Genomic DNA, 21552 nt, shown 5'->3' with positions numbered 1-21552 from the left:
AAGTAGTTGATGATCACTCACTTTGTGCCTGAATCGCCCACAACCACGGGGGCAAGTTAGTCCTAAGAGGTCCTAACCCTTTAAGTTGCGTTTGTCAGACCAATTGAAGTTCACGAAATTGAGTGTAACGTGTTTGGGACGTCGTTACAAGACATTTGATAAAAAAATCTAAAAAATATTTCTCCGCACGTAATATTTTTTAGGCGTGTGTTTCTTGTTGCCCGATTTGAAGATAGCTGGCCACCATATCCAACAAGTCCACGACACGGCATGAGTAGCCCCATTCATTGTCATACCATGCGAGTACTTTGACATGATTCCCTCCGAGTACCATCGTCGAATCCATGTCGATAATCGACGAGCGATCGTCCCCGTTAAAATCGATAGAGACGAGCGGTTCGTGAGAAACGCCTAAAATACCCGTCATTTCTCCATACGCTGCCCGTTCAAACGCTTCATTGACTTCATCGACCGTAACATCTCGGTGGAGTTCGACGACCAAGTCGACAAGTGATACGTTCGGAGTCGGTACACGGAGTGCCATTCCGTTTAACTTCCCTTGTAGTTCCGGCATCACCAGACCAATCGCCTTAGCCGCTCCCGTTGATGTCGGGATGATGGAACTGCCACACGCACGCGCGCGCCGCAAATCTTTATGCGGGTTGTCAATATTGTTCTGGTCGTTCGTATAGGCGTGTACTGTCGTAATCAGTCCCGTCTCGATACCGAACGTCGAATGCAAGACCTTCACGACAGGTCCGAGACAGTTCGTCGTACACGATGCGTTTGAAATGATATGGTCTTCCTCCGGGCGATAGTCACGATCATTGACCCCCATCACGATCGTGCGTAAGTCCCCTTTACCCGGTGCGGTCAAAATCACTTTTTTCGCGCCTGCCTCAAGATGAAGTCTTGCCCCGCTATCGGAGTTAAACTTCCCGGTCGCTTCGACGACGATGTCGATTTCAAGGTCTGACCAAGGCAACCGTGATGGATCACGTTCCGAAATAAGTTCAATCCGTTTCCCATCGACTTCGAGCGCATCCCCATGCGCACGTACTGTCAATCCGAATGGACCGTGAATCGAGTCATGTTTAATAAGATGCGCAAGTGTTTCCGCCGGATAACTTGCGTTAATCGCCACCACTTCATGACGTCCCTCGAGCATCAATTTTCGAAATACCATTCTTCCGATTCGACCAAATCCGTTAATTGCCACTTTTGTCCCCATGATAGATCCCCCTTTTTCTACATTACGGTTTCATTATAACGGATAGCTGTAAGCGTTTTCACTATGATTCGTCACATTTTTTTCGTTTTTCTTTGTTTATTTTTTGAAAATGAGGGAAATTTCTTGGCGTAACAGACAAGAGAAAGGAGGCGTCATGATGTTTGATTGGGGAGATATCGATAAATTCTTTATTTCGTTCTTTATCATTTTACCGATTGTGACGTTAATTCATGAGCTTGGTCACTTCTTCTTCGCAAAGTTGTTCGGTGGCTCACTCGATATGCAAATCGGTACCGGGAAGAAAATGTTTAAAGTAGGTCGTTTACAAGTAAATCGTGTTTATTTTTACGATGCATGGTGCCAGTTCACTGATTTAAAATGGAGCAACAAGGTCACCCGTACGCTAGTCTATGGCGGTGGAGCCATTTTCAATTTAGCGAGCATCTTAATCGTCAACGCGTTCATTCTTCGACGAGATATTGAACCGACACTCTATACGTATCAGTTCGCCTATTTCTCGTTCTACTATATCTTCTTCTCACTCTATCCCATCTATTATTCGAACGGTCATCCTAGTGATGGACGTGCGATTTATGATACATGGAAAAAAGGGTCTCCAGAATCCGATCCATTAAACTAAAAAGAAGGCGATATCAGTCGCCTTCTTTTTGTATCGTTTGAAACTGTTCGACCAGACGATTGATTTGTGGAGGAAGGTCCCCTAATGCCCCATTATTGTTTATGAGGAAATCCGCCTGGTGCTTTTTATCTTCAATTGGAATCTGTGAACGAATACGGGCTAACGCCTCTTCTTTCGTCAATCCATTCCGTTCCATGAGACGCATCAGTTGAATCTCTTCACGGCAATAGACGACGACGGAATAATCAACCAGATCGAGCATCGTTCCTTCAAACAGTAACGGAATATCAAAAATGACGACAGGTTCCCCCGATGCCTCATACGTTCGCATTTGCTCATTCATTTCTTCTCGAATCGCTGGATGCATCAATTGATTCAATTGCTGACGTTTTGCTTCATCATGGAAGATTTCCCGACCGAGCGCAGGACGGTTCAGCACGTCGCCCACAAAACATTTTGGAAATGCAGCCCTTACCCCTTCAATCGCCTTTCCTCCTGGTTCAACGACCGTCCTTGCAATCAAATCGGCATCGATAATCGGAATGCCTCGTTCTCGAAACAGTCGCGATACCGTAGACTTCCCGGTTGCAATTCCACCAGTCAATCCAATCTTCAACATACACGTCCACCCCTTAACGTTGTTGACAGTGCGGACAGTAATGCGTACCTCGCCCGCCCAATTTCATCTTTTCAATTTCATGTCCGCATCGGCGGCACGCTTCTCCGGTCTGTCCATATACGTAGAGCCTCTCTTGAAACGTTCCTGTGGCGCCATCTGGATTGGCATAACTGCGAATCGTACTACCTCCACGCTCAATAGCCTCAGTCAAGACAGCAACGGCTTCAGTCCGCACACGGTCGACTTCTTCATGTGACAAACTTGCGGCCGGTCGTGTCGGATGGACACCCGCACGAAACAACGTCTCATCTACATAGATGTTACCTAATCCAACAAAGATGGACTGATCGAGGAGGGCGGTCTTAATCGCGCGTGTCTTCATGCGCTCTAAACGTCGGTGTAACACCTCGGTTGTCACACGCTCGTCAAACGGCTCGTACGCAAGTAATGAGAGCGGTGGTGTGGTATGAATCGTTTCATTCGTCCGCAACTCCATCGTACCGAATTTACGGACATCATTATAGTGTAGAGTCGATTGGTCCGTAAACGTAATCACGATATGTGTATGTTTTACCGGTTCTGTAATGGAGTCATAAGGGAAAAACTTCCCTTCCATGCGAAGATGGGAGACGAGATACCCGTTCGTCAATTTGAATAAGATGAATTTCCCCCGACGTTCCACATCCGTAATCGTTTCTCCAATCAAATGGTGAACCCATTCTTCGGGGTCGAGCCCGCGGATAATTTTAGGGTCGAGGACATCGACAGACTGAATCGTTTTTCCTGAAACGGCAGGTCGCAACCTACGACAGACCGTTTCGACTTCTGGTAATTCTGGCATACTGATTTCCTTTCTATCCGTTTATTTCGTATCAAACCATGTCGTTCCAACCGCTCCGTCCGCACGTAACGGGACATCAAGTGTGACCGTATGTTCCATCGCTTCGGTCACGAGTTTCTCTAATGCTTCCATCTCTTCGGCCGGACCTTCGAATATCAATTCATCGTGTACTTGTAACAACAGCTTAGATTGAAGTTTTGACGTGTTTAACGCATGATCGACATCAATCATCGCTTTTTTTATAATGTCCGCTGCCGTTCCTTGAATCGGTGTGTTGATTGCGGTACGTTCAGCAAACCCACGCAAGTTGAAATTACGAGAATGGATGTCCGGGATGTTCCGGCGTCGTTTCAACATCGTCTCGACGAACCCGTGTTCACGTGCCCGTTCAATCGCGGCATCCATGAACGTCTTCACCCCAGGGAACTGTTCAAAGTACGTATCGATAAAGGTCTGCGCTTCTTTCCGTGTAATCCCTAGGTTTTGTGAGAGTCCATAATCACTGATGCCATAGATGATTCCGAAGTTGACGGCTTTTGCTTGACGACGCATGAGTGACGTAACTTCTTCAGTGGAAACTTTAAACACGTTCGCCGCCGTCGACGTATGAATATCCTCATCGTGAAGGAAGGCTGCCATCATCTTCTCATCTTGTGACATATGTGCCATGATGCGCAGTTCGATTTGAGAGTAATCGACCGCATAAAGTACCCATCCCGGTTCACTCGCGGTAAACGCTTTACGGATGCGACGCCCTTCTTCTAATCGAATCGGAATATTTTGAAGGTTCGGGTTAACCGACGAAAGCCGTCCCGTTTGAGTAAGCGTCTGTGTATAACGCGTATGAATCTTGCCATCATCCTTCACGACTTTCTGCAAGCCTTCGACATACGTGGACTGAAGTTTGCCAAGTTCACGATAATGCATGATTTTCTCAATGATCGGATGAAGCGGTGCCAATTTTTCGAGGACATCCGCTGCCGTTGAGTATCCCGTTTTCGTCTTTTTCACAGGAGGGAGTGACAGTTTTTCAAATAATACGACCCCTAACTGTTTCGGTGAGTTGATGTTGAACGGTTCGCCGGCTAATTCATGAATCGTGACCTCAAGTGCATTTAGACGTTCACGCAGGTCCGTTTCCATATGTTGAAGCGTTTCGACATTTACGAGGATACCAGCCCACTCCATCTCGGCCAATACGGAGACGAGTGGTTTTTCAAGCGCCTCATAGAGTTCTGTCTGTTCATTCTCTTTCAACTCCGAAACTACACGTTCAAACAATGTATAGATGGCGTACGCCTTTTCTCCGAGATGTGCATGAAAAACATTCTCTTCCGGCACCTTGATTTTTGCACCTTTTCCGTAGACCGTTTCATCTTCCTCAAGAGGATACGTAAAGTGTGCAGCAATCGAGCTGAGAGACGTCCCACCAGATAGGTTGAGCAAATACCCTGCGACAAGCAGGTCTTCATACCCACGCAGTGCCAATTGGTGACGTTTCAATTGAATAATTGTCTGCTTCGCATCGAGACAAATCGTCGTCTTCGTCTCGTCTTCGATCCATTCCTTGACCCGTTCGTCCTCAAGAAGCGTCACATCTCCAATCGTGACACCTCGTTCCGACGCGATCGCCACTCCAATCACGTCTTCTTCAAAATAATCATCATGCAGCTGTTCAAGTATTAACACAGCTCGCGATAAATCTTGATCGGCCAACGCGATTGTTGGTCGTACCGCTTTTTCAACCGGTTCTTCTGAAGAGGTATCCGTCAGTTTGCCGATGAGTGACTTGAACTGTAAATCCATAAATAACGTTTTGACGACCGAAGCGTCATATGGCTTAAAGAGAAGTTCATCCATCGTCACATCAATCGGTACATCCGTGTAAATGGTCGCCAACTGTTTCGACATTTTCGCTTCTTGTTCATTCGCCTCTACTTTTTCCTTTTGCTTCCCTTTCAACTCATCCGTATGTTCGTAAAGGGCCTCGACGGTACCATATGTGGCAATCAACTTCAGTGCCGTCTTTTCCCCGACCCCTGGAATACCAGGGATGTTGTCGGATTTATCTCCCATTAATCCTTTTAGATCAATCATCTGAATCGGTTGTAGTCCGTCGTAGCGTTCCTTGAACGCGGTCACGGTCATTTTCTCAACTTCGGTGATGCCTCGTTTCGTCAAATAGACCGTCACACGTTCATTGATCAATTGAAGTAAATCCTTATCCCCCGTCACAACCGTCACCTGATCAAAGGTCGGGTCTTTTGAGAGCGTCCCGATGATATCATCCGCCTCGTATTGGTCAAGCTCTAAGACAGAGATGCCAAACGCCCGACAAACGTCACGCACGAGCGGAAATTGTTCACGCAATTCTCCCGGTGTCTTTTGACGTCCACCTTTGTATTCCGCGAACGTATCGTGACGGAACGTTTTCTTTGACGCATCGAACGCCACAGCAAAATGAGTCGGTTGCTCATCTTCCATTAGTTTCAATAACATCATCGTAAACCCATACACTGCATTCGTATTCCGACCTGACGCATCCGACATCGGAGGCAGTGCAAAAAACGCACGATATGTTAAGGAGTTCCCATCAAGGACTAGTAGTTTATTCATTCAATCGACCTCCATTCTTCTCTTCAACCATCATACCATACGGGTACATGCGTTCGAAAAAAAAGGCCCTTTTCTACGAATAGAAAAGGGCCAAATTCTCGATCGTGTGGAGATGAGCACCGATCGAGTCACGAGATGATGAAGAGGTCTCATTCATAGGATAGCAAGGTTTTGTAAAGTAAATATGAACGAACGATAAAGTCATTGTTAAACCCGAGGGAATGTAATGGTAAACGTCGTTCCTTTGCCTTCCTCACTCTCTACGTCGATCGTGGCATGATGCAAATCGATGATGTGTTTCACGATGGCGAGTCCGAGGCCAGTTCCACCCGAGTTCCGACTTCTTGCCTTATCGACACGATAGAAGCGCTCAAAGATACGACTCACTTCTTTTTCGGCGATCCCGATTCCGTTGTCCTTGACGCGAAGTTTATAGGAATCTGCCTTTGCTTCCACGGCGATTTCGACACGACTTCCTTCTGGTGAATAGTTGATGGCGTTGGCGACCAAGTTCATGATGACTTGCTTCATTCGGTTCAGGTCCGCTTGCAAGACGACCGTCCCCTCGTGTTTCGCTTCTAGCTGAATCGACTTCTTGCTCGCCTTTTGACTAAGCAGGAGGCAGACCTCATCGACGAGCTGATTCAGATCGACGGACACCAACTCCATTTGGAAGTCATCCCGCTCCAATCTCGACAATTCAAGGAGATCCTCAACAAGCATCTGCATCCGCGTCGCTTCTTTTTGGATGATGTCTAAAAACTGGTCTCGAAGTTCCGGGACTTCTTTCGCCCCATCCAGAAGCGTCTCACTAAACCCACGAATGGACGTGAGCGGTGTCTTCAACTCATGGCTGACGTTCGCCACGAAGTCTTTCCGCATCTTCTCAAGTCGCTTCAGTTCTGTAATATCGTTGAACAACAACGTCGTGCCGCGAAGCATCCCGGTATCACTGAAAATCGGTGCCGCGGATACCATATACGTTTTTTGATTGAAACCCGTTCGAATCGATAATTGCCGGCGATGGACCTCCTCCGTCAGATAGACGTCTTCGATCAGTGTTTCAACTTCTGGACTCGGTAGAATCCCGTGATAAAACTGTCCGATCGATAAATCATCGTATTGGAACATCTCACGGTAAGAACGGTTGACCAACGTGACGATCCCACGCTCGTCGACGAGCAGAAGACCCGCCCCCATATACTCGATTAACGATTCGAGTCTCGCCCGTTGTACGGACTCCCCGAGAGAAATCGACTCCAAATTCCGGGCAAGCACGTTGATTGACCCTGCTAGGCTACCGGTCTCTTCATCATTTCTGAGTTCATACACACGGGCCCGATAATTCCCGTCCGCCAGTTCCCGCAAGACAATCGTCGCCTCATCGATTGGTCGAATAAATTGATTCGTCAAATGTTGGAGCACGAATAAAATTATGAAGAAGGAGAAGAAGAGCGCGAGGGCAATCGTCAACCAGATGCGATTGTACACCCCTTCTAAATCCGATACATAACGGATGAATGTTAAATAGACTGTCCCACCCGTCGCAAGTTCGATCGGTTTTGTGTATTGAATCAACTCATCCTCATCCGCTTCACCGAACGTCCCTTCCTCAGGGACCATATTCGGATCAATTTTGTAATCGATGGACCCGACGCGAAACGGCGTGCCAGCGATTACCTCCATCCGACTATTGAGAAGGAGAATATCAAAGCTGCTTCCGTCATCAATTTGACCGACATACTCACGAATCTCGTCCAATTCGCCTCCCTCGAGGTAGAGGGCTGCCAATTGAGCATCTTCTTTTAGACGATCTCGTTCTGAATCCAGATAAAAGTCTTTGAAGAGCTGCCCAAGGACAATCCCGAGCGTCAGCAAGACACCGGTGACAAGAAAAATGAGAGTCGTCATAAATCTAGAGCGATACGTCTTCATTCCGAAGTCGGCTCCTCCATCTTATAGCCAAGACCGCGAATCGTTTTAATATAGGTCGGTTTCTTCGTTACCGGTTCAATTTTTTCACGAAGGTGACTGATATGGACATCAACAATCCGGGTATCACCCACAAAGTCATAATTCCAAATGGCCGATAATAATTGATCTCGCGTCAACACGCGTCCTTTATTTTTCGCCAAATAGGCTAACAATTCAAATTCTTTCGGCGTCAACTCGAGGCGCTCCCCTTGCTTGAACACTTCGTAGTTTGAAGCGACGATTTTAACATCTCCGATTTGAATGACGTCCTCTTCAACCGCCGATTCTTGCGGGGCAGAACGTCTAAGAATCGCTTTGACGCGCGCGACTACTTCACGTGGGCTGAACGGCTTCGTCAAATAATCGTCCGCTCCGAGCTCGAGCCCCAATACTTTGTCAAACTCATCATCTTTTGCCGTGAGCATTAAAATCGGTGTATTGACTTTTTGCTGACGGAGTCGTTTGCACACTTCAAGTCCATCCATCTCCGGCAGCATCAAGTCGAGCACGATGAGCACGGCGTCCTTTTTCTCAGCCAATTCCAATCCGGTTTTGCCATCGTGCGCCGTCTCTACTTCAAAGCCAGCCTGTTCTAAATTAAATTTCAATAATGTCGCAATCGATACTTCATCGTCGACAACAATTACTTTATCAGCCACACTGCTTCCTCCTCTTAAACCATCAAATGTCACTTTCTATTTTACAAATCAATGCTTGAAACGACCAACCTCAAAGCAAATCTTTACAAAAACAAAACAAATCCACTTTCAGTGTAGCATGTTCGATAAGAGAGAAGGCGCAAAAAAGGTGCCTCCTGCAACATGACAGGAAGCACCTCAAACTTATAAGACGCTTAATACCGATCGGACAGAATCCGCAGACTTCGATAGCGCTGCTTTTTCTTCATCCGTCAAGTCGAGCTCTAACACTTGCTCAATTCCATGTTTACCAAGAATCGTCGGGACGCCAAGATACAAATCATGGAATCCGTACTCTCCCTCAAGGTATGCGATGGCCGGTAAGATTCGACGCTGATCTTTTACAATCGCCTCGACCATCTCCACGATGGCAGCGGCTGGCGCATAATACGCCGAGCCATCGCCCAGTAGTTGGACAATCTCGCCGCCACCTTTTCGTGTCCGTTCGACGATTTGCTCGATTCGCTCATGTGGGATGAGTTTTTCGAGCGGAATGCCTCCAGCGTAAGAATAGCGTACGAGAGGCACCATATCGTCTCCATGACCTCCAAGGACGAATCCGGATACGTCTTTGACAGAAACATTCAGCTCTTGTGCCACAAACGTTCGGAAGCGAGCCGTATCCAATACACCGGATTGACCGATGACGCGTTCTTTCGGGAACCCTGATTCTTTGAACGCCGCGTACGTCATGGCGTCTACTGGGTTCGTCAATACGATCAGGATGGCGTCTGGAGAGTAACGGGCAATCTCTTTCACAACCGAGCGCATGACGTTTGCGTTCGTTGCGACGAGGTCGTCCCGGCTCATCCCCGGCTTGCGCGCGATTCCCGCGGTAATGACAACCACATCGGAATCGGCCGTGTCCGCGTAATCAGACGTACCTGTGACCCACGAATCAAACCCTTGAATCGGTGCCGTTTCTTGCATGTCGAGCGCTTTCCCTTTCGTCGGTCCTACTTTTTCTTCCATATCGAGCAGTACGACATCCCCTAGCTCACGTTGAGCCAAGTACAGTGCAGTCGTTGCACCGGTGAAGCCACTTCCAATAACAGAAATTTTGTTACGACGAATCATGAGCTCTCCTCCTCGGTCGTCTTACATGTTTTTAATCAATTCATCCGCGAACTCTGAACATTTCACTTCTGTCGCTCCGTCCATGAGACGTGCGAAGTCGTATGTGACAACTTTCGAAGCGATCGTTTTCTCCATTGAGTTGATGATGAGGTCAGCCGCTTCGTTCCAGTTCATGTGGCGGAGCATCATCTCACCTGAAAGGATGACTGAAGATGGGTTTACTTTATCAAGACCCGCGTATTTCGGAGCTGTACCATGTGTCGCTTCGAAAATCGCATGTCCTGTGATGTAGTTAATGTTCGCACCAGGTGCAATCCCGATTCCACCTACTTGAGCAGCAAGGGCATCTGAGATGTAGTCACCGTTCAAGTTCATCGTCGCAACAACGTCGAACTCACGTGGACGTGTCAAAATCTGCTGGAGGAAGATATCAGCGATTGAATCTTTGACGATAATTTTCCCTTCAGCTTCCGCTTTCGACTGAGCTTCGTTAGCAGCTGCTTCACCAGATTCTTCTTTGATACGGTCATACTGTGCCCATGTGAACACTTTGTCACCGTACTCCGCTTCAGCGAGTGCATAACCCCAGTTTTTGAAGGCGCCTTCTGTGAACTTCATGATGTTCCCTTTGTGGACGAGCGTTAAAGATTTACGGTTGTTCGCAATCGCATATTCAATTGCTGCACGAACCAAACGTTCTGTTCCTTCAGAAGAAACTGGCTTGATTCCGATTCCTGATGTTTCTGGGAAACGGATCTTGTTGACATTCATCTCGTCTTGCAAGAATTTGATGAGTTTTTTCACTTCATCGCTTCCTGAAGCGTACTCGATTCCAGCATAGATATCTTCAGTATTTTCACGGAAGATGACCATGTCTGTATCTTCAGGACGTTTTACTGGTGATGGAACACCTGTGAAGTAACGAACTGGGCGAAGGCATGTATATAAATCGAGTTCTTGACGAAGTGCGACGTTCAATGAACGAATTCCTCCACCGACCGGAGTCGTAAGTGGTCCTTTGATGGCAATCAAGTACTCACGAATTTGATCAAGTGTCTCTGTTGGGAGCCATTCGCCTTTTTCGTTATATGCTTTTTCCCCAGCATATACTTCCATCCATTCGATTTTCTTGTCGCCGCCATATGCTTTTTCAACCGCAGCGTCAAATACGCGAACAGCCGCATTCCAAATGTCAGGACCTGTTCCGTCACCGATAATGAATGGTACGGTCGGTACATTTGGTACGTTCAATACACCGTTTTCAACTGTAATCTTTTGTCCTTGTGTCAACATAATGAATCCCCCTAAGTACATTACTGTAGGTCGACGCGTGCGCCGACCTACGTCACTTGTTAGTTTACCAAACTTTTGTCTAAAATGTGTCTCGAATTAACGTTCGTTTACCGGAACATACTTACGGCTCGTTTCACCGACATATTCCGCACGTGGACGAATCAAGCGATTATCCGCATATTGCTCGAGAATGTGCGCAATCCAGCCAGACATACGAGATACGGCGAAGATTGGTGTGAATAGATCTTCTTCGAGACCGAGCGCATAATAAGTTGAAGCTGAATAGAAATCGACATTTGGTTTCAAACCTTTTTCCGTTTCGACAAGATGGTCGATTTTCTCAGACATCTCATACCATTTCGGTTCGCCGATTTGAGCAGTCAACTGACGGCTCATTTCTTTCAAATGTTTCGCACGTGGATCGCCATCCTTGTAAACGCGGTGACCGAAGCCCATGATCTTCTCTTTGCGCTCGAATTTGCCACGAACATATTCTTCAACACGGTCGACCGAGTCGATCTCGTGCAACATTTTCATTACCGCTTCGTTCGCACCACCGTGAAGTGGCCCTTTGAGTGCCCCCATGGCCGCCGTGACACCTGAGTACATATCCGAGAGCGTCGCTACACAAACGCGAGCAGTGAATGTCGAAGCATTCAACTCGTGGTCTGCGTGTAAGATGAGCGCTTTATCAATCGTCTTTTCTGCTACATCGCTCGGCTCTTCACCGTTTAGCATGTATAAGAAGTTCGCAGCGTAAGAAAGACCTGGTTTCGGTGCGACCGGCTGCTCCCCTTTACGAAGACGGGCGAATGCCGTCACGATTGTAGCGACTTGTGCTTGTAGGCGAATCGCTTTACGCATGTTGGCCTCGTCACTCATGTCTTCAGATTCCTCATCATATAGAGCGAGTTGTGAAAGTGCCGTACGAATCGTCGCCATTGCATTGGCTGATTTCGGTGCACGTCTTAACGTATCAATCACCTCTTCAGGCAATGTCGCTTCTTTTACAAGCGCATCTGAGAGCGCTGTCAATTCCTCTGCATTTGGTAAGCGGTCGTTCCACAATAAGAACACTACTTCTTCGAATGTGGCGTTGTCCGCTAAATCATCAATGGTGTATCCTCCGTAAGTCAATTGTCCGTCAATAATTGAGCTGACTTTTGAGGCTGCTGCCACAATACCTTCTAACCCTTTTGTCGTTGACATTCATAACTCCCCCTCAGTCTTGTATAAAGTGGTCGACCGTAAAAACAGTCTGTTTATAGGGAATAAGGATACGGGACGGGTTGTTCCCCTGCATTCACCCAGTCTCCGTTTACCCTGTCCTTTATATAGTATAAACAATTTATTGCAAAAAAGAAATGTAAGCGGCTTCAGTTGTCAGAAAATATCAAAACCATTTTTCAATGACTTGATATCCACCTAAAATCAATGCCGCGATACCAGCTCCGACAAGCGGTCCAACGGGAATCCCTTTCATGAATCCAACCGCTAGAATCGTACCTGCGAGGAGTGCCGTGGTGACGACCGGGTCGACACGCATCAGTTGTACACCTTGCCCCGCAGCAATGGCAACGAACATCCCTGAGGCAAATGCGACAATCCCGACCGGCCCTTTAATACTATTCCACAATTCTTTAAACCCGATATCGCCGGTCGCGATTGGGACGAGAACTGCGATCGTAATGATTGTCACACCCCAGCTGATTCCTTTCGATGCAAGTGTCGGAAATAACTGGTCTCCGAATCCGATTGCTTTGATGATCAACAAGACGCTACTTGCGATAATGACAGATTGGTTATTTGAAATGACACCGATTAAGACAAGCATCAATAAAAATAGATATGCACTCATACGTATTCCTTTCTTCGAACGGAAAAAGAACCGACCTTTGTAGAAGGCCGGTTCGATTGTCGTTCAATTATGCGTTGTAGATTTTACCTGTGAGTGGGTCGATTGAAATCATCTGACCGTCACGAAGCGATGCTGTCGCTGCATCAACACCTACGATGACTGGCTTGCGAAGTGATGGTCCAACGATCCCAGCATGGCTCGTCAATCCGCCGTCTTCTGTGATGATTCCAGCCGCTTTTTCGATCGCAGGCATCATTTCTTTATCTGTGAATGGTGCGACAAGGATCATGCCGTCTTTCGCTTTTGCATTTGCTTCATCCGCATTTTTCGCGACAACGACTTCTCCAACAACACCGCGCTCACCGATTCCACGCCCGTCTGCGAGAGCGTGACCAACGATGTGGACTTTCATCATGTTTGTCGTACCAGCTGTCGCCGCAGGAATACCAGCTGAGATGACAACGAGGTCACCGTCAGTGACGAATCCAGCGTGACGTGCCGCTTCCGATGCTTGAACCAACATTTCATCCGTGTTGTTCGGCATTGTTTCAGCAACGATTGGGTATACGCCCCATACGAGGTTCAATTGACGCGCAACGCGCTCCGATTCTGTCACCGCGATGATGTTCGCTTCAGGACGATACTTCGCTGTACGAGCAGCCGTATAACCTGATTGTGTCGGTGTCAAGATTGCTTTGGCGTTCAAGTTGATTGCCGTGTGCGCAACCGCTTGAGAGATCGCATCCGTCACTGTGTGCTCACTGCGCTTCTGACGATCTTTCAACAAGTTTTTGTAGTCGAGCATGCGTTCTGTACGCTCTGCGATTGCAGCTTGCATTTGAACAGATTCGATTGGGTAGTCCCCTGCAGCTGTTTCACCAGAAAGCATGACTGCGTCTGTTCCATCCAAGATTGCGTTTGCTACGTCTGATGCTTCCGCACGTGTCGGACGCGGGTTACGTTGCATTGAATCAAGCATTTGCGTTGCTGTGATGACCGGCTTCCCGAGATCGTTACACTTCTTGATGAGTTCTTTTTGAACTGGTGTCACTTCTTCTGTCGGGATTTCAATTCCGAGGTCCCCACGGGCTACCATCAAACCGTCAGAGATTGCCAAGATTTCTTCGATGTTATCGACACCTTCTTGGTTCTCGATTTTCGGGTAAATCTTGATGTGTGATGCGTTATGTTTCTCGAGAAGTTGGCGAATTTCAACTACGTCAGATGCACGACGTACGAATGATGCTGCAATCACGTCAATGTCTTGTGAGATCCCGAACTCGATGTCCGCGATGTCTTTGTCCGTGAGGGCAGGAAGGTTTACCTTGACGTTTGGCAAGTTAACACCTTTCTTCGTCTTGATGATTCCTTCGTTTTCAATGACGCAACGGAGATCACGGTTATCAAGCTTTTCAACGACACGGAGTCCGATGAGACCGTCGTCGAGCATGATGTGTGAACCGACTTCCACATCATCGTAGAGTCCTTCGTACGTCACAGAGAAACGATCTTTCGTTCCGACGATTTCTTCCGTTGAGACGATTGTGACTTCTTTGCCTTTTTCAAGAAGTGCCTTACCGTCTTCGAATGTATGCGTGCGGATCTCTGGACCTTTTGTGTCGAGAAGAACAGTGACAACTTTACCCGCTGCTTTCGCCGCTTCACGGATGTCACGGATACGAGCGCCGTGCTCTTCATAGTCACCGTGTGAGAAGTTGAGACGGGCAACGTTCATCCCAGCTTCGATCATCTCAGGAAGACGCTTCTCAGAAGCCGGTCCAATGGTACATACAATTTTCGTTCTACGCATAATATAAAAACCTCCTAGGGGATATAGTGCAACTTACAAACAGAAAACGGGGGGCCTTGGACCGTATCCCGTCTCTGCAACATACAAAATCGTTTAAATCGACAATTGGTTAACGAGGTCAATCAATTGCATATCAATCGTGTGCTTGTTATTGTCGAGCGCCTCATCGATATCAAGATCCATCATCTGGTTGTTACGGATTCCGACAACGCGGCCCGCTTTCCCTTCAAGCAAGATCTCAACAGCGTATGCACCCATACGACTTGCAAGGACACGGTCAGCGGCAGTTGGGGAACCACCACGTTGGATGTGACCGAGAATCGTGACGCGTGTTTCTGAGTTCGTCTTCTCAGCAATCAATTTGCCGATTTCTTCTGCACTTCCCGCACCTTCAGCAACAATGACGATCGAGTGCTTCTTACCGCGTGCAATCCCGTGATTGATTCGTTCCACGATTGCATTCAAATCCTCTGGACGTTCTGGGACGAGAATCGACTCAGCACCACCAGCGAGACCAGAATAAAGCGCGATATCACCAGCGTCGCGACCCATGACCTCGATGACATACGTACGTTCATGTGATGACGCCGTATCACGAATCTTATCGATCGCATCAAGCGCTGTATTGAGTGCTGTGTCGAAACCGATTGTCGCATCTGTTCCTGGGATATCGTTATCGATTGTACCCGGAAGGCCGATTGTTGGGAATCCGAGTTCAGTCAATTTTTGAGCTCCGCGATAAGAGCCGTCTCCACCGATGACCACGAGGGCATCGATATTGAATTTCTTCAACTGTTCTACTGCTTTTGCGCGACCTTCTTCTGTTCTGAATTCAGGACAGCGCGCAGAGCGAAGGAACGTACCTCCACGTTGAATGATGTCGCCGACTGATCCAAGATTTAATTCGACTAAATCACCTTCGATTAATCCTTGATAGCCGTTATACACGCCGTACACTTCAAGACCTTCAAAAATTGCTTTTCGGGTCACGGCACGGACAGCAGCGTTCATTCCAGGAGCGTCTCCTCCGCTTGTTAATACCGCAATACGTTTTAAATTCACGTCGCTCACCTCTTATGTGTTTTAACGAAATCTGAAAATAAAATACCACGTCTGACCTTTGTTTTACAACACAAGTATGTGAAAAAAATGCACAGGGTATCTCACAAAGCAGTCACTTGATGAATGAATAAAGCTTTATTCAAAGCCATTGTTACCGTTTTCACTCATTAATTGTGCCAATTTGATGATATTTGGTCGCACGTCCTTGAATCAGCTCAGAAGTCGATTGCGCAAGCAACTCGTTCATGTGCTGTAATAAGACAGGTTTCAAGAGTGACGACTGTAGTGACACATCAACGTGTGCCCCCCCATACACTTCTCCTACCACTTCATCGACAATCCCTAGGTTGAATAAATCTTGTGCTGTAATCTTCATCGTCTCTGCCGCACGCTCTGCTTGTTTCGCGTCTTTCCACAATAGTGCCGCTGCACCTTCTGGCGAGATGACTGAGTACGTACTATTCTCAAGCATCAATAGACGGTCGCATACACCAATCCCAAGCGCACCACCTGAACCACCTTCTCCAATGACAACGGAGACGATGGGCACTTTCAGCGTCGCCATCTCAAACAAGTTACGGGCAATCGCTTCACTTTGCCCTCTCTCTTCTGCGGCTTTCCCCGGATAAGCCCCTTTCGTGTCAATGAATGTCAAAATAGGACGGTTGAACTTTTCGGCTTGTTTCATGAAACGCAATGCTTTTCGATAGCCCTCCGGGTGCGGCATACCAAAGTTCCGTTTCATGTTCTCTTTCGTGTTTCGCCCACGCTGATGTCCGATAATCGTCACCGGCACTCCTTCAAACGTCGCAAGTCCAGATACGATTGCCGCATCGTCATACCCATGTCGGTCCCCATGGAGTTCCATGAAGTCAGGGAATAAATGCTGGATATAATCGAGCGTTGTCGGTCGCTTCGGGTTTCGCGCCAACTGGACGCGATCCCACGGTTTCATATTCCCATAAATATCTTTTTCTAATCGGTCGAGCTTTAACTCGAGATGACGAATCTCTCGGGATAAATCAATCCCTTTCGTCTCAGCGGTCTCCCGTAATTTATTCAGCTGTTCAGTGACTTCTTTGATTGGGTCAAACATGACGGACACCCCCATCGTGTAATTCAATCATCCTCTTCAAGAACGAACGCATCTGTTCACGATGAATGACCGCATCCAGCTGCCCTGACTCAAGTAAAAACTCAGCAGTTTGAAAGTTCTCTGGAAGTTTTTCCCGAATCGTCTGTTCGATGATTCGTCGTCCTGCAAACCCGATGAGCGCTCCCGGCTCTGCGACGTTCAAGTCGCCGAGCATCGCAAAACTCGCTGACACACCACCTGTCGTCGGATGAGTCAAATACGCGATGTACAGCAGTCCTGCTTCGTCATGTTCTTTTAGAGCGATGGACGTATTGGCCATCTGCATCAAACTGACCATTCCTTCTTGCATCCGAGCCCCACCTGATGCTGTGAACAAGACGACTGGAAGCCCGAGTGATGTGGCGTTTCGGACAGCCGAAGCAATCGCTTCTCCAACGTATGCACCCATCGACCCCATACGGAATCTCGCATCCATCACACAGACAACGAGTGGTAGTCCGTCGATTGTCGCCTTTCCACATACGACGGCCTCTTCAATCCCGGTCCGCTCACGATCTTTCGTCAACTTTTCCTCATAGTCAGGGAAGTCGAGTGGATTCGCCTTGACAGACGGTCCCGCAAAGCGTTCGAAAGACCCTTCGTCGACAAGCATATCAATCCGTTCTTGCGCCTGAAGCGGAAAATGATAGCCGCAATCACATACTTTGTGGTTCTCATTCAACTGTTTTGTATAATGCATATATTTACAAGATGGACATTTCGTCATCAATCCCTGTGGTGCGTCAATCTTTGGTTCTCGTTGACGCAATGGCATATATCGTTTCGGTTTCTTGAAAAAAGCAGTCATCGCTTCCCCCTCGTTCATTCCGGCATCCCCATTCCACGCCACGTCTCGACAAATCGTTTCCGTTCCTCGAGCGTATATAAATCCCCAACGTCTAATCCGTCAAAAAAGCGATTGACCTCACTCCAAATTCGAATGAACAGTTCATTCTTCAACTGAAAGATGAGTTGCTGGCGAAACGTTCGATCATCTTCGATCACCGTTTCTAATAGAGCCAGTCGTTCCTTAGTCGGTTCAATTTCTGAAAACGCCATGCGCTCCAATAGTCGAAGCATCTCAATAATATCGGTCGCTTTCGTCTGTTTGGTCACAATGAACTCCGACAATATCTCAATGTACCGATGTCGGTCTTGCTCACACAAAAAGGTACCACCACCATGTCTCGTCTCCACGATGCCTAAAAAGCTCAACGCTCGTAACGCTTCGCGAACCGAAGCGCGGCTAATGGACAGCGTTTCGGCGAGCTCTCGTTCGGATGGAAGCCGATCACCTGGAACTAAAGACGATTGGACAATTAATTTTCTAATCTTTGAAATGTTTCCGTGAAATGAGGATGCGTGTTTTTCATGCATCTGACCGTTCAACTCCCTTTTTTGGATCACCTATCAAACTTAAGTGGTCAGACCAATTAGTGCGATTATATCACTTTTTAGGACTTGGTACTAGTTTCTGGACCAACCATTTTTGTATCGATTCGTTTCAGTACGACATTTTCTTCCCCGAACCGTCTTTTCGCTTCCGCCACATACTCTTCATTCGGATTGATTGAAAAAGCTGAAGCCAGTTGTTTCACTTCCTTCGAATCCGTGAATCGGCATACAACCGGGACATCCCCTTGTGCTCGTTGAATCCAATCTTCCAATTCAGGGAAGCGGTCGAGTGTGAGCCGGATGAATAAGGCTTGCCCATGTAACGGTCGAACCCGTTCGACAATCAATTGCTTGCGACCATCCCGTTCATTCGAATGGACCTCGAGTAACAAGATGTTACCGGCATAGAGGGACCGTCCAAACTGCGCGAATGTTCGAGGAAACACGACGACCTCGTCTTGCGTCATGCCATCGTCCACCATGAGAACACCCATCCGTTCTTGTTTTTTTGTCATGAACGTACGTACGTCATCTACATATACGACGAGATAACCGTTTGTTCCATTCATGACTTCTTCAATTGTAGACGGTTCGATCCCGATATCCGGAAGTGCCGTCAATGGAGAGTGGACCACCCATGTCCCGAGCGACTCCCTCTCTTCTTCAGACCAATTCGGTTCTTTCACTTTTTTCTGTTTTAGTCCGAGTGAAGACAGCTCATCCGGTAAAAAATGTGTTCCCGCTTCTTCTCGCAAACGTTCGACTGCTTCAAAGGCATGTGTCCGGTCACCGTGATACATCCGGTCGAGCGCGCCCGCACCAAGTAATCGACGTAATTTCAGTTGGTCTTTATTTTTCCACTCCATGGCTTCTTGAAGCGTTCTGACATCTTTCAACTGCCCGTTCAGTTCAATCAGTCGGTCCACATCCCGTTTGGTCAACCCCTGGACCGCCTTCAACCCGAGCCGGACGCCCGGTCCCTCAAGTGTCGCGTCAGCGTGACCATGTAAGACGTCCGGTGGGTACACCGGAATTTGATCTTTCCGTAACAGTCTGACAAGTTCCGTTGTTTTTTCTGATGTCACCACATGAAAGACACGAGGGAAATGTGCTTTGACGTAAGCCAATCGGTAACTGATCAAACTGTAGGCGACAGCGTGAGAGCGGTTAAATCCGTACCCGGCAAACTTTTCAATCCATGAAAAGATTTGCGCCAAGACGTCCTGGTCTCCCGCTTTTGCTTGTTGCAAAAATCGTTCTCGTTCCCGAGCAATCGTTCCGGTATCCTTTTTGGCAATAGCACGTCTGACCAAATCCGCTTCCGCATAGGAATAGCCTCCGATTTTACGGAGAAGTTTCATCACCTGTTCTTGATAGACGAGTACACCGTATGTCGGTCTCATGACGTCTTCTACGTCTGGGTGGACTGGTTGGTAAGGCATACCGTGTTTTCGCTTCGCATACGTTTCGATGAATTGCATCGGTCCCGGGCGATAGAGTGACATCGTGACAACGATATCTTCAAACTCAGTCGGTTTCACTTGTCGAAGCGCTTGCTTCATCCCGGTCGATTCAAATTGGAAGATTCCGTCCGTCTCACCTCTCGCAAGCAATCGATACGTCCGAGCATCGTTTAACGGAATTGTTTTCAGAGAGAACAGCGCATCACTTTCTCGAATCAAATCCTCCATCTTTCGCAAGCGACTCAAGTTTCGTAATCCGAGCAAGTCAATTTTCAGAAGCCCGACCTCTTCCAAATCCTTCATATTATATTGGGTCACGTGTTCTTCAAGTTCGGGTTGGAGCGGAGTCACTTCTTCAATCGGTTGACGACTGAGCACCACTCCCGCCGCGTGAACAGAGGATTGACGCGGCAAACCTTCTAGCTGTTTCGCAATCCGTAATAACTGCTGACGCTTTTGGCTACCGGCAAACCACTTCATCTGCTTCTGGCTCGACATCAGTTCATCAAGTCCTCCGGCTTTCACTTGCTTGCTCGCAGCCTGCCCTTCCTCAAGAGTCATCCCGAGCGCTCTCGCAACGTCTCGAATTGCCGCTTTCGCACCGAACGTGGCAAGTGTCCCGATCTGTGCGGCATGCGTATGACCGTATCTTGATAGTACGTAAGAAACCACTTCCTCACGACGTTCATCTTCAAAATCGAGGTCTATGTCTGGCATCGACACACGCTCTGGATTTAAGAATCGTTCAAACAACAACCCGTAATGAACCGGATCGACTTCCGTGATATGGAGGGCAAAACTGACGAGTGAACCTGCTGCCGATCCACGCCCCGGACCTACTTCAATCCCAGATTCTCGAGCAAACCGAACGATGTCTTCCACGATCAAGAAATAGGAAGAAAATCCGGTATTGGCGATGACTTCAAGCTCAAACTTTGCCCGCTCGATGTAAGGTTCTTTCACGAGTTCCATCGCCTTCAACCGCTCACCGACAAGTCGTTTCAGCTTTTGATCGGCATCCGGAATTTCTGGAATCGCCCCTTCCGCACGTGGTAGATGATCCAGTCGAATCAATGCCTCGAATCGATCCAGTTCCGATAATTCTTCTGTTGTGAACCAGTCATTCATTTCACTCGGTAGTCGAACGTGCAATCCTTTTTGTCGCACGTCTTCATTCGACATCACGTCCCCTTCGCGAATGGCAGAAATGGCTCGGAATCCTTCCACATCTTCCGGTCTCATGTATCTCGTTTCAGGGGCCGGAATCAATTGGACAGCAAGCTCTTCGCGCATGAGACGAAGTTGTTTCAACACTTGTACCTGTTCCGTAGTCTGAGGTGCCGGGAGTCCGAGCCACAGCTTCTCTTCATCGACAAACGACAAGAGTTGATGATAAAGGCGACGCCGGTGAACCGGATCACTCGCTTTCCAATTTTCAGGTAGTACGATCAGCGGCATCGTTGTCCGTCCTTCAATTCCTCCCGCCTGGATGATACGATATTGTTCCTTAAGCTCCGTTTCGTTAGATGAATACACAATCACGGATACGTCTAACCCATCCAATCGGAGGACCGTTCTCAGTCCGATGAGCGGTTTCACCTCATATCGTTGGCAATATGACAAAAATGTCGGAACCCCATAGAACGCATCGTCTGCGATCGCCACGGAACGACTTCCCCGTTCGGTCATCTGCAGGACATATTGCTCTAACCGGATTGTACTTTGTAGTAAACTATAAGCAGTTCTGACATTCAGATGAATCATCGTTGGCCTCCTTTCTATATTAATGGAATTGTCAAACTCAATTCATCACTTCTCTGATACAATAATTATAGACAAA

Annotated in this window: 17 protein-coding genes; 1 reads left to right on the top strand and 16 read right to left on the bottom strand. The window is 47.7% G+C overall.

Going from position 1 to position 21552, the window contains the following annotated elements; genetic code table 11:
• Positions 1-199 precede the first annotated feature (199 nt).
• Positions 200-1231, bottom strand: a complete 1032-nt coding sequence (locus KNO79_RS04545) for a glyceraldehyde-3-phosphate dehydrogenase (RefSeq protein ID WP_074036529.1) — start codon at positions 1229-1231, stop codon at positions 200-202.
• A gap of 157 nt (positions 1232-1388) precedes the next feature.
• Between KNO79_RS04545 and KNO79_RS04540 the strand changes: the two genes are divergently transcribed.
• Positions 1389-1871: a site-2 protease family protein gene (locus KNO79_RS04540; RefSeq protein WP_196430899.1), complete on the top strand. Its 483-nt coding sequence runs from the start codon at positions 1389-1391 to the stop codon at positions 1869-1871.
• 13 nt (positions 1872-1884) lie between these two features.
• On the opposite strand, the gene coaE is transcribed toward KNO79_RS04540, so the two are convergent.
• From coaE to dnaE, 15 genes are all read right to left on the bottom strand, one after another.
• The gene (coaE, locus tag KNO79_RS04535) at positions 1885-2490 is read right to left on the bottom strand and encodes a dephospho-CoA kinase (RefSeq protein ID WP_012726710.1); all 606 of its coding nucleotides are present in this window, start codon (positions 2488-2490) and stop codon (positions 1885-1887) included.
• A 13-nt stretch (positions 2491-2503) separates the two neighbouring features.
• On the bottom strand, positions 2504-3331 hold the full coding sequence (gene mutM / locus KNO79_RS04530) for a bifunctional DNA-formamidopyrimidine glycosylase/DNA-(apurinic or apyrimidinic site) lyase (protein ID WP_214690729.1): 828 nt from the start codon (positions 3329-3331) through the stop codon (positions 2504-2506).
• Positions 3332-3352: 21 nt separating this feature from the next.
• The gene (polA, locus tag KNO79_RS04525; RefSeq protein ID WP_214690728.1) at positions 3353-5947 is read right to left on the bottom strand and encodes a DNA polymerase I; all 2595 of its coding nucleotides are present in this window, start codon (positions 5945-5947) and stop codon (positions 3353-3355) included.
• Between the two features lie 207 nt (positions 5948-6154).
• Positions 6155-7882: a two-component system histidine kinase PnpS gene (pnpS, locus tag KNO79_RS04520; protein ID WP_214690727.1), complete on the bottom strand. Its 1728-nt coding sequence runs from the start codon at positions 7880-7882 to the stop codon at positions 6155-6157.
• Positions 7879-8580, bottom strand: a complete 702-nt coding sequence (locus KNO79_RS04515; RefSeq protein WP_031423155.1) for a response regulator transcription factor — start codon at positions 8578-8580, stop codon at positions 7879-7881. The genes pnpS and KNO79_RS04515 overlap by 4 nt, the downstream gene beginning before the upstream one ends.
• A 183-nt stretch (positions 8581-8763) precedes the next feature.
• The gene (mdh, locus tag KNO79_RS04510) at positions 8764-9696 is read right to left on the bottom strand and encodes a malate dehydrogenase (protein ID WP_159562531.1); all 933 of its coding nucleotides are present in this window, start codon (positions 9694-9696) and stop codon (positions 8764-8766) included.
• A 21-nt stretch (positions 9697-9717) separates the two neighbouring features.
• Positions 9718-10986 (bottom strand): NADP-dependent isocitrate dehydrogenase, encoded by a 1269-nt coding sequence (gene icd, locus KNO79_RS04505; protein ID WP_031423152.1) that lies wholly within the window; start codon positions 10984-10986, stop codon positions 9718-9720.
• Between the two features lie 99 nt (positions 10987-11085).
• The gene (gene citZ, locus KNO79_RS04500; RefSeq protein ID WP_159562532.1) at positions 11086-12198 is read right to left on the bottom strand and encodes a citrate synthase; all 1113 of its coding nucleotides are present in this window, start codon (positions 12196-12198) and stop codon (positions 11086-11088) included.
• Between the two features lie 184 nt (positions 12199-12382).
• Positions 12383-12847, bottom strand: a complete 465-nt coding sequence (locus KNO79_RS04495) for a DUF441 domain-containing protein (RefSeq protein ID WP_012726718.1) — start codon at positions 12845-12847, stop codon at positions 12383-12385.
• Positions 12848-12914: 67 nt separating this feature from the next.
• Complete coding sequence (pyk, locus tag KNO79_RS04490; protein ID WP_074036515.1) at positions 12915-14657, bottom strand: pyruvate kinase; 1743 nt, start codon at positions 14655-14657, stop codon at positions 12915-12917.
• Positions 14658-14750: 93 nt separating this feature from the next.
• Entirely contained in the window at positions 14751-15719 is a 969-nt protein-coding gene (gene pfkA, locus KNO79_RS04485; RefSeq protein ID WP_012726720.1) for a 6-phosphofructokinase, read from the bottom strand.
• A 160-nt stretch (positions 15720-15879) separates the two neighbouring features.
• Positions 15880-16815, bottom strand: a complete 936-nt coding sequence (locus KNO79_RS04480; RefSeq protein ID WP_074036513.1) for an acetyl-CoA carboxylase carboxyltransferase subunit alpha — start codon at positions 16813-16815, stop codon at positions 15880-15882.
• Positions 16808-17662: an acetyl-CoA carboxylase, carboxyltransferase subunit beta gene (accD, locus tag KNO79_RS04475; RefSeq protein WP_074037903.1), complete on the bottom strand. Its 855-nt coding sequence runs from the start codon at positions 17660-17662 to the stop codon at positions 16808-16810. The genes KNO79_RS04480 and accD overlap by 8 nt, the downstream gene beginning before the upstream one ends.
• A 14-nt stretch (positions 17663-17676) precedes the next feature.
• Positions 17677-18231: a FadR/GntR family transcriptional regulator gene (locus KNO79_RS04470; protein WP_196430904.1), complete on the bottom strand. Its 555-nt coding sequence runs from the start codon at positions 18229-18231 to the stop codon at positions 17677-17679.
• A 77-nt stretch (positions 18232-18308) separates the two neighbouring features.
• The gene (dnaE, locus tag KNO79_RS04465; protein WP_214690726.1) at positions 18309-21476 is read right to left on the bottom strand and encodes a DNA polymerase III subunit alpha; all 3168 of its coding nucleotides are present in this window, start codon (positions 21474-21476) and stop codon (positions 18309-18311) included.
• Positions 21477-21552: the final 76 nt, after the last annotated feature.

It is taken from the genome of Exiguobacterium sp. s43, assembly GCF_018617255.1.
In the GTDB taxonomy this organism is placed as follows: Bacteria; Bacillota; Bacilli; order Exiguobacteriales; family Exiguobacteriaceae; genus Exiguobacterium; species Exiguobacterium profundum.
This window is presented reverse-complemented; position numbering and strand designations above follow the sequence as displayed.

Coding starts and splice junctions, on each gene's coding strand:
- KNO79_RS04545 (WP_074036529.1), bottom strand. CDS start 1,231: ATGGGGACAAAAGTGGCAATTAACGGATTTGGTCGAATCGGAAGAATG.
- KNO79_RS04540 (WP_196430899.1), top strand. CDS start 1,389: ATGTTTGATTGGGGAGATATCGATAAATTCTTTATTTCGTTCTTTATC.
- coaE (WP_012726710.1), bottom strand. CDS start 2,490: ATGTTGAAGATTGGATTGACTGGTGGAATTGCAACCGGGAAGTCTACG.
- mutM (WP_214690729.1), bottom strand. CDS start 3,331: ATGCCAGAATTACCAGAAGTCGAAACGGTCTGTCGTAGGTTGCGACCT.
- polA (WP_214690728.1), bottom strand. CDS start 5,947: ATGAATAAACTACTAGTCCTTGATGGGAACTCCTTAACATATCGTGCG.
- pnpS (WP_214690727.1), bottom strand. CDS start 7,882: ATGAAGACGTATCGCTCTAGATTTATGACGACTCTCATTTTTCTTGTC.
- mdh (WP_159562531.1), bottom strand. CDS start 9,696: ATGATTCGTCGTAACAAAATTTCTGTTATTGGAAGTGGCTTCACCGGT.
- citZ (WP_159562532.1), bottom strand. CDS start 12,198: ATGTCAACGACAAAAGGGTTAGAAGGTATTGTGGCAGCAGCCTCAAAA.
- KNO79_RS04495 (WP_012726718.1), bottom strand. CDS start 12,847: ATGAGTGCATATCTATTTTTATTGATGCTTGTCTTAATCGGTGTCATT.
- pyk (WP_074036515.1), bottom strand. CDS start 14,657: ATGCGTAGAACGAAAATTGTATGTACCATTGGACCGGCTTCTGAGAAG.
- KNO79_RS04480 (WP_074036513.1), bottom strand. CDS start 16,815: ATGTTTGACCCAATCAAAGAAGTCACTGAACAGCTGAATAAATTACGG.
- accD (WP_074037903.1), bottom strand. CDS start 17,662: ATGACTGCTTTTTTCAAGAAACCGAAACGATATATGCCATTGCGTCAA.
- KNO79_RS04470 (WP_196430904.1), bottom strand. CDS start 18,231: ATGCATGAAAAACACGCATCCTCATTTCACGGAAACATTTCAAAGATT.
- dnaE (WP_214690726.1), bottom strand. CDS start 21,476: ATGATTCATCTGAATGTCAGAACTGCTTATAGTTTACTACAAAGTACA.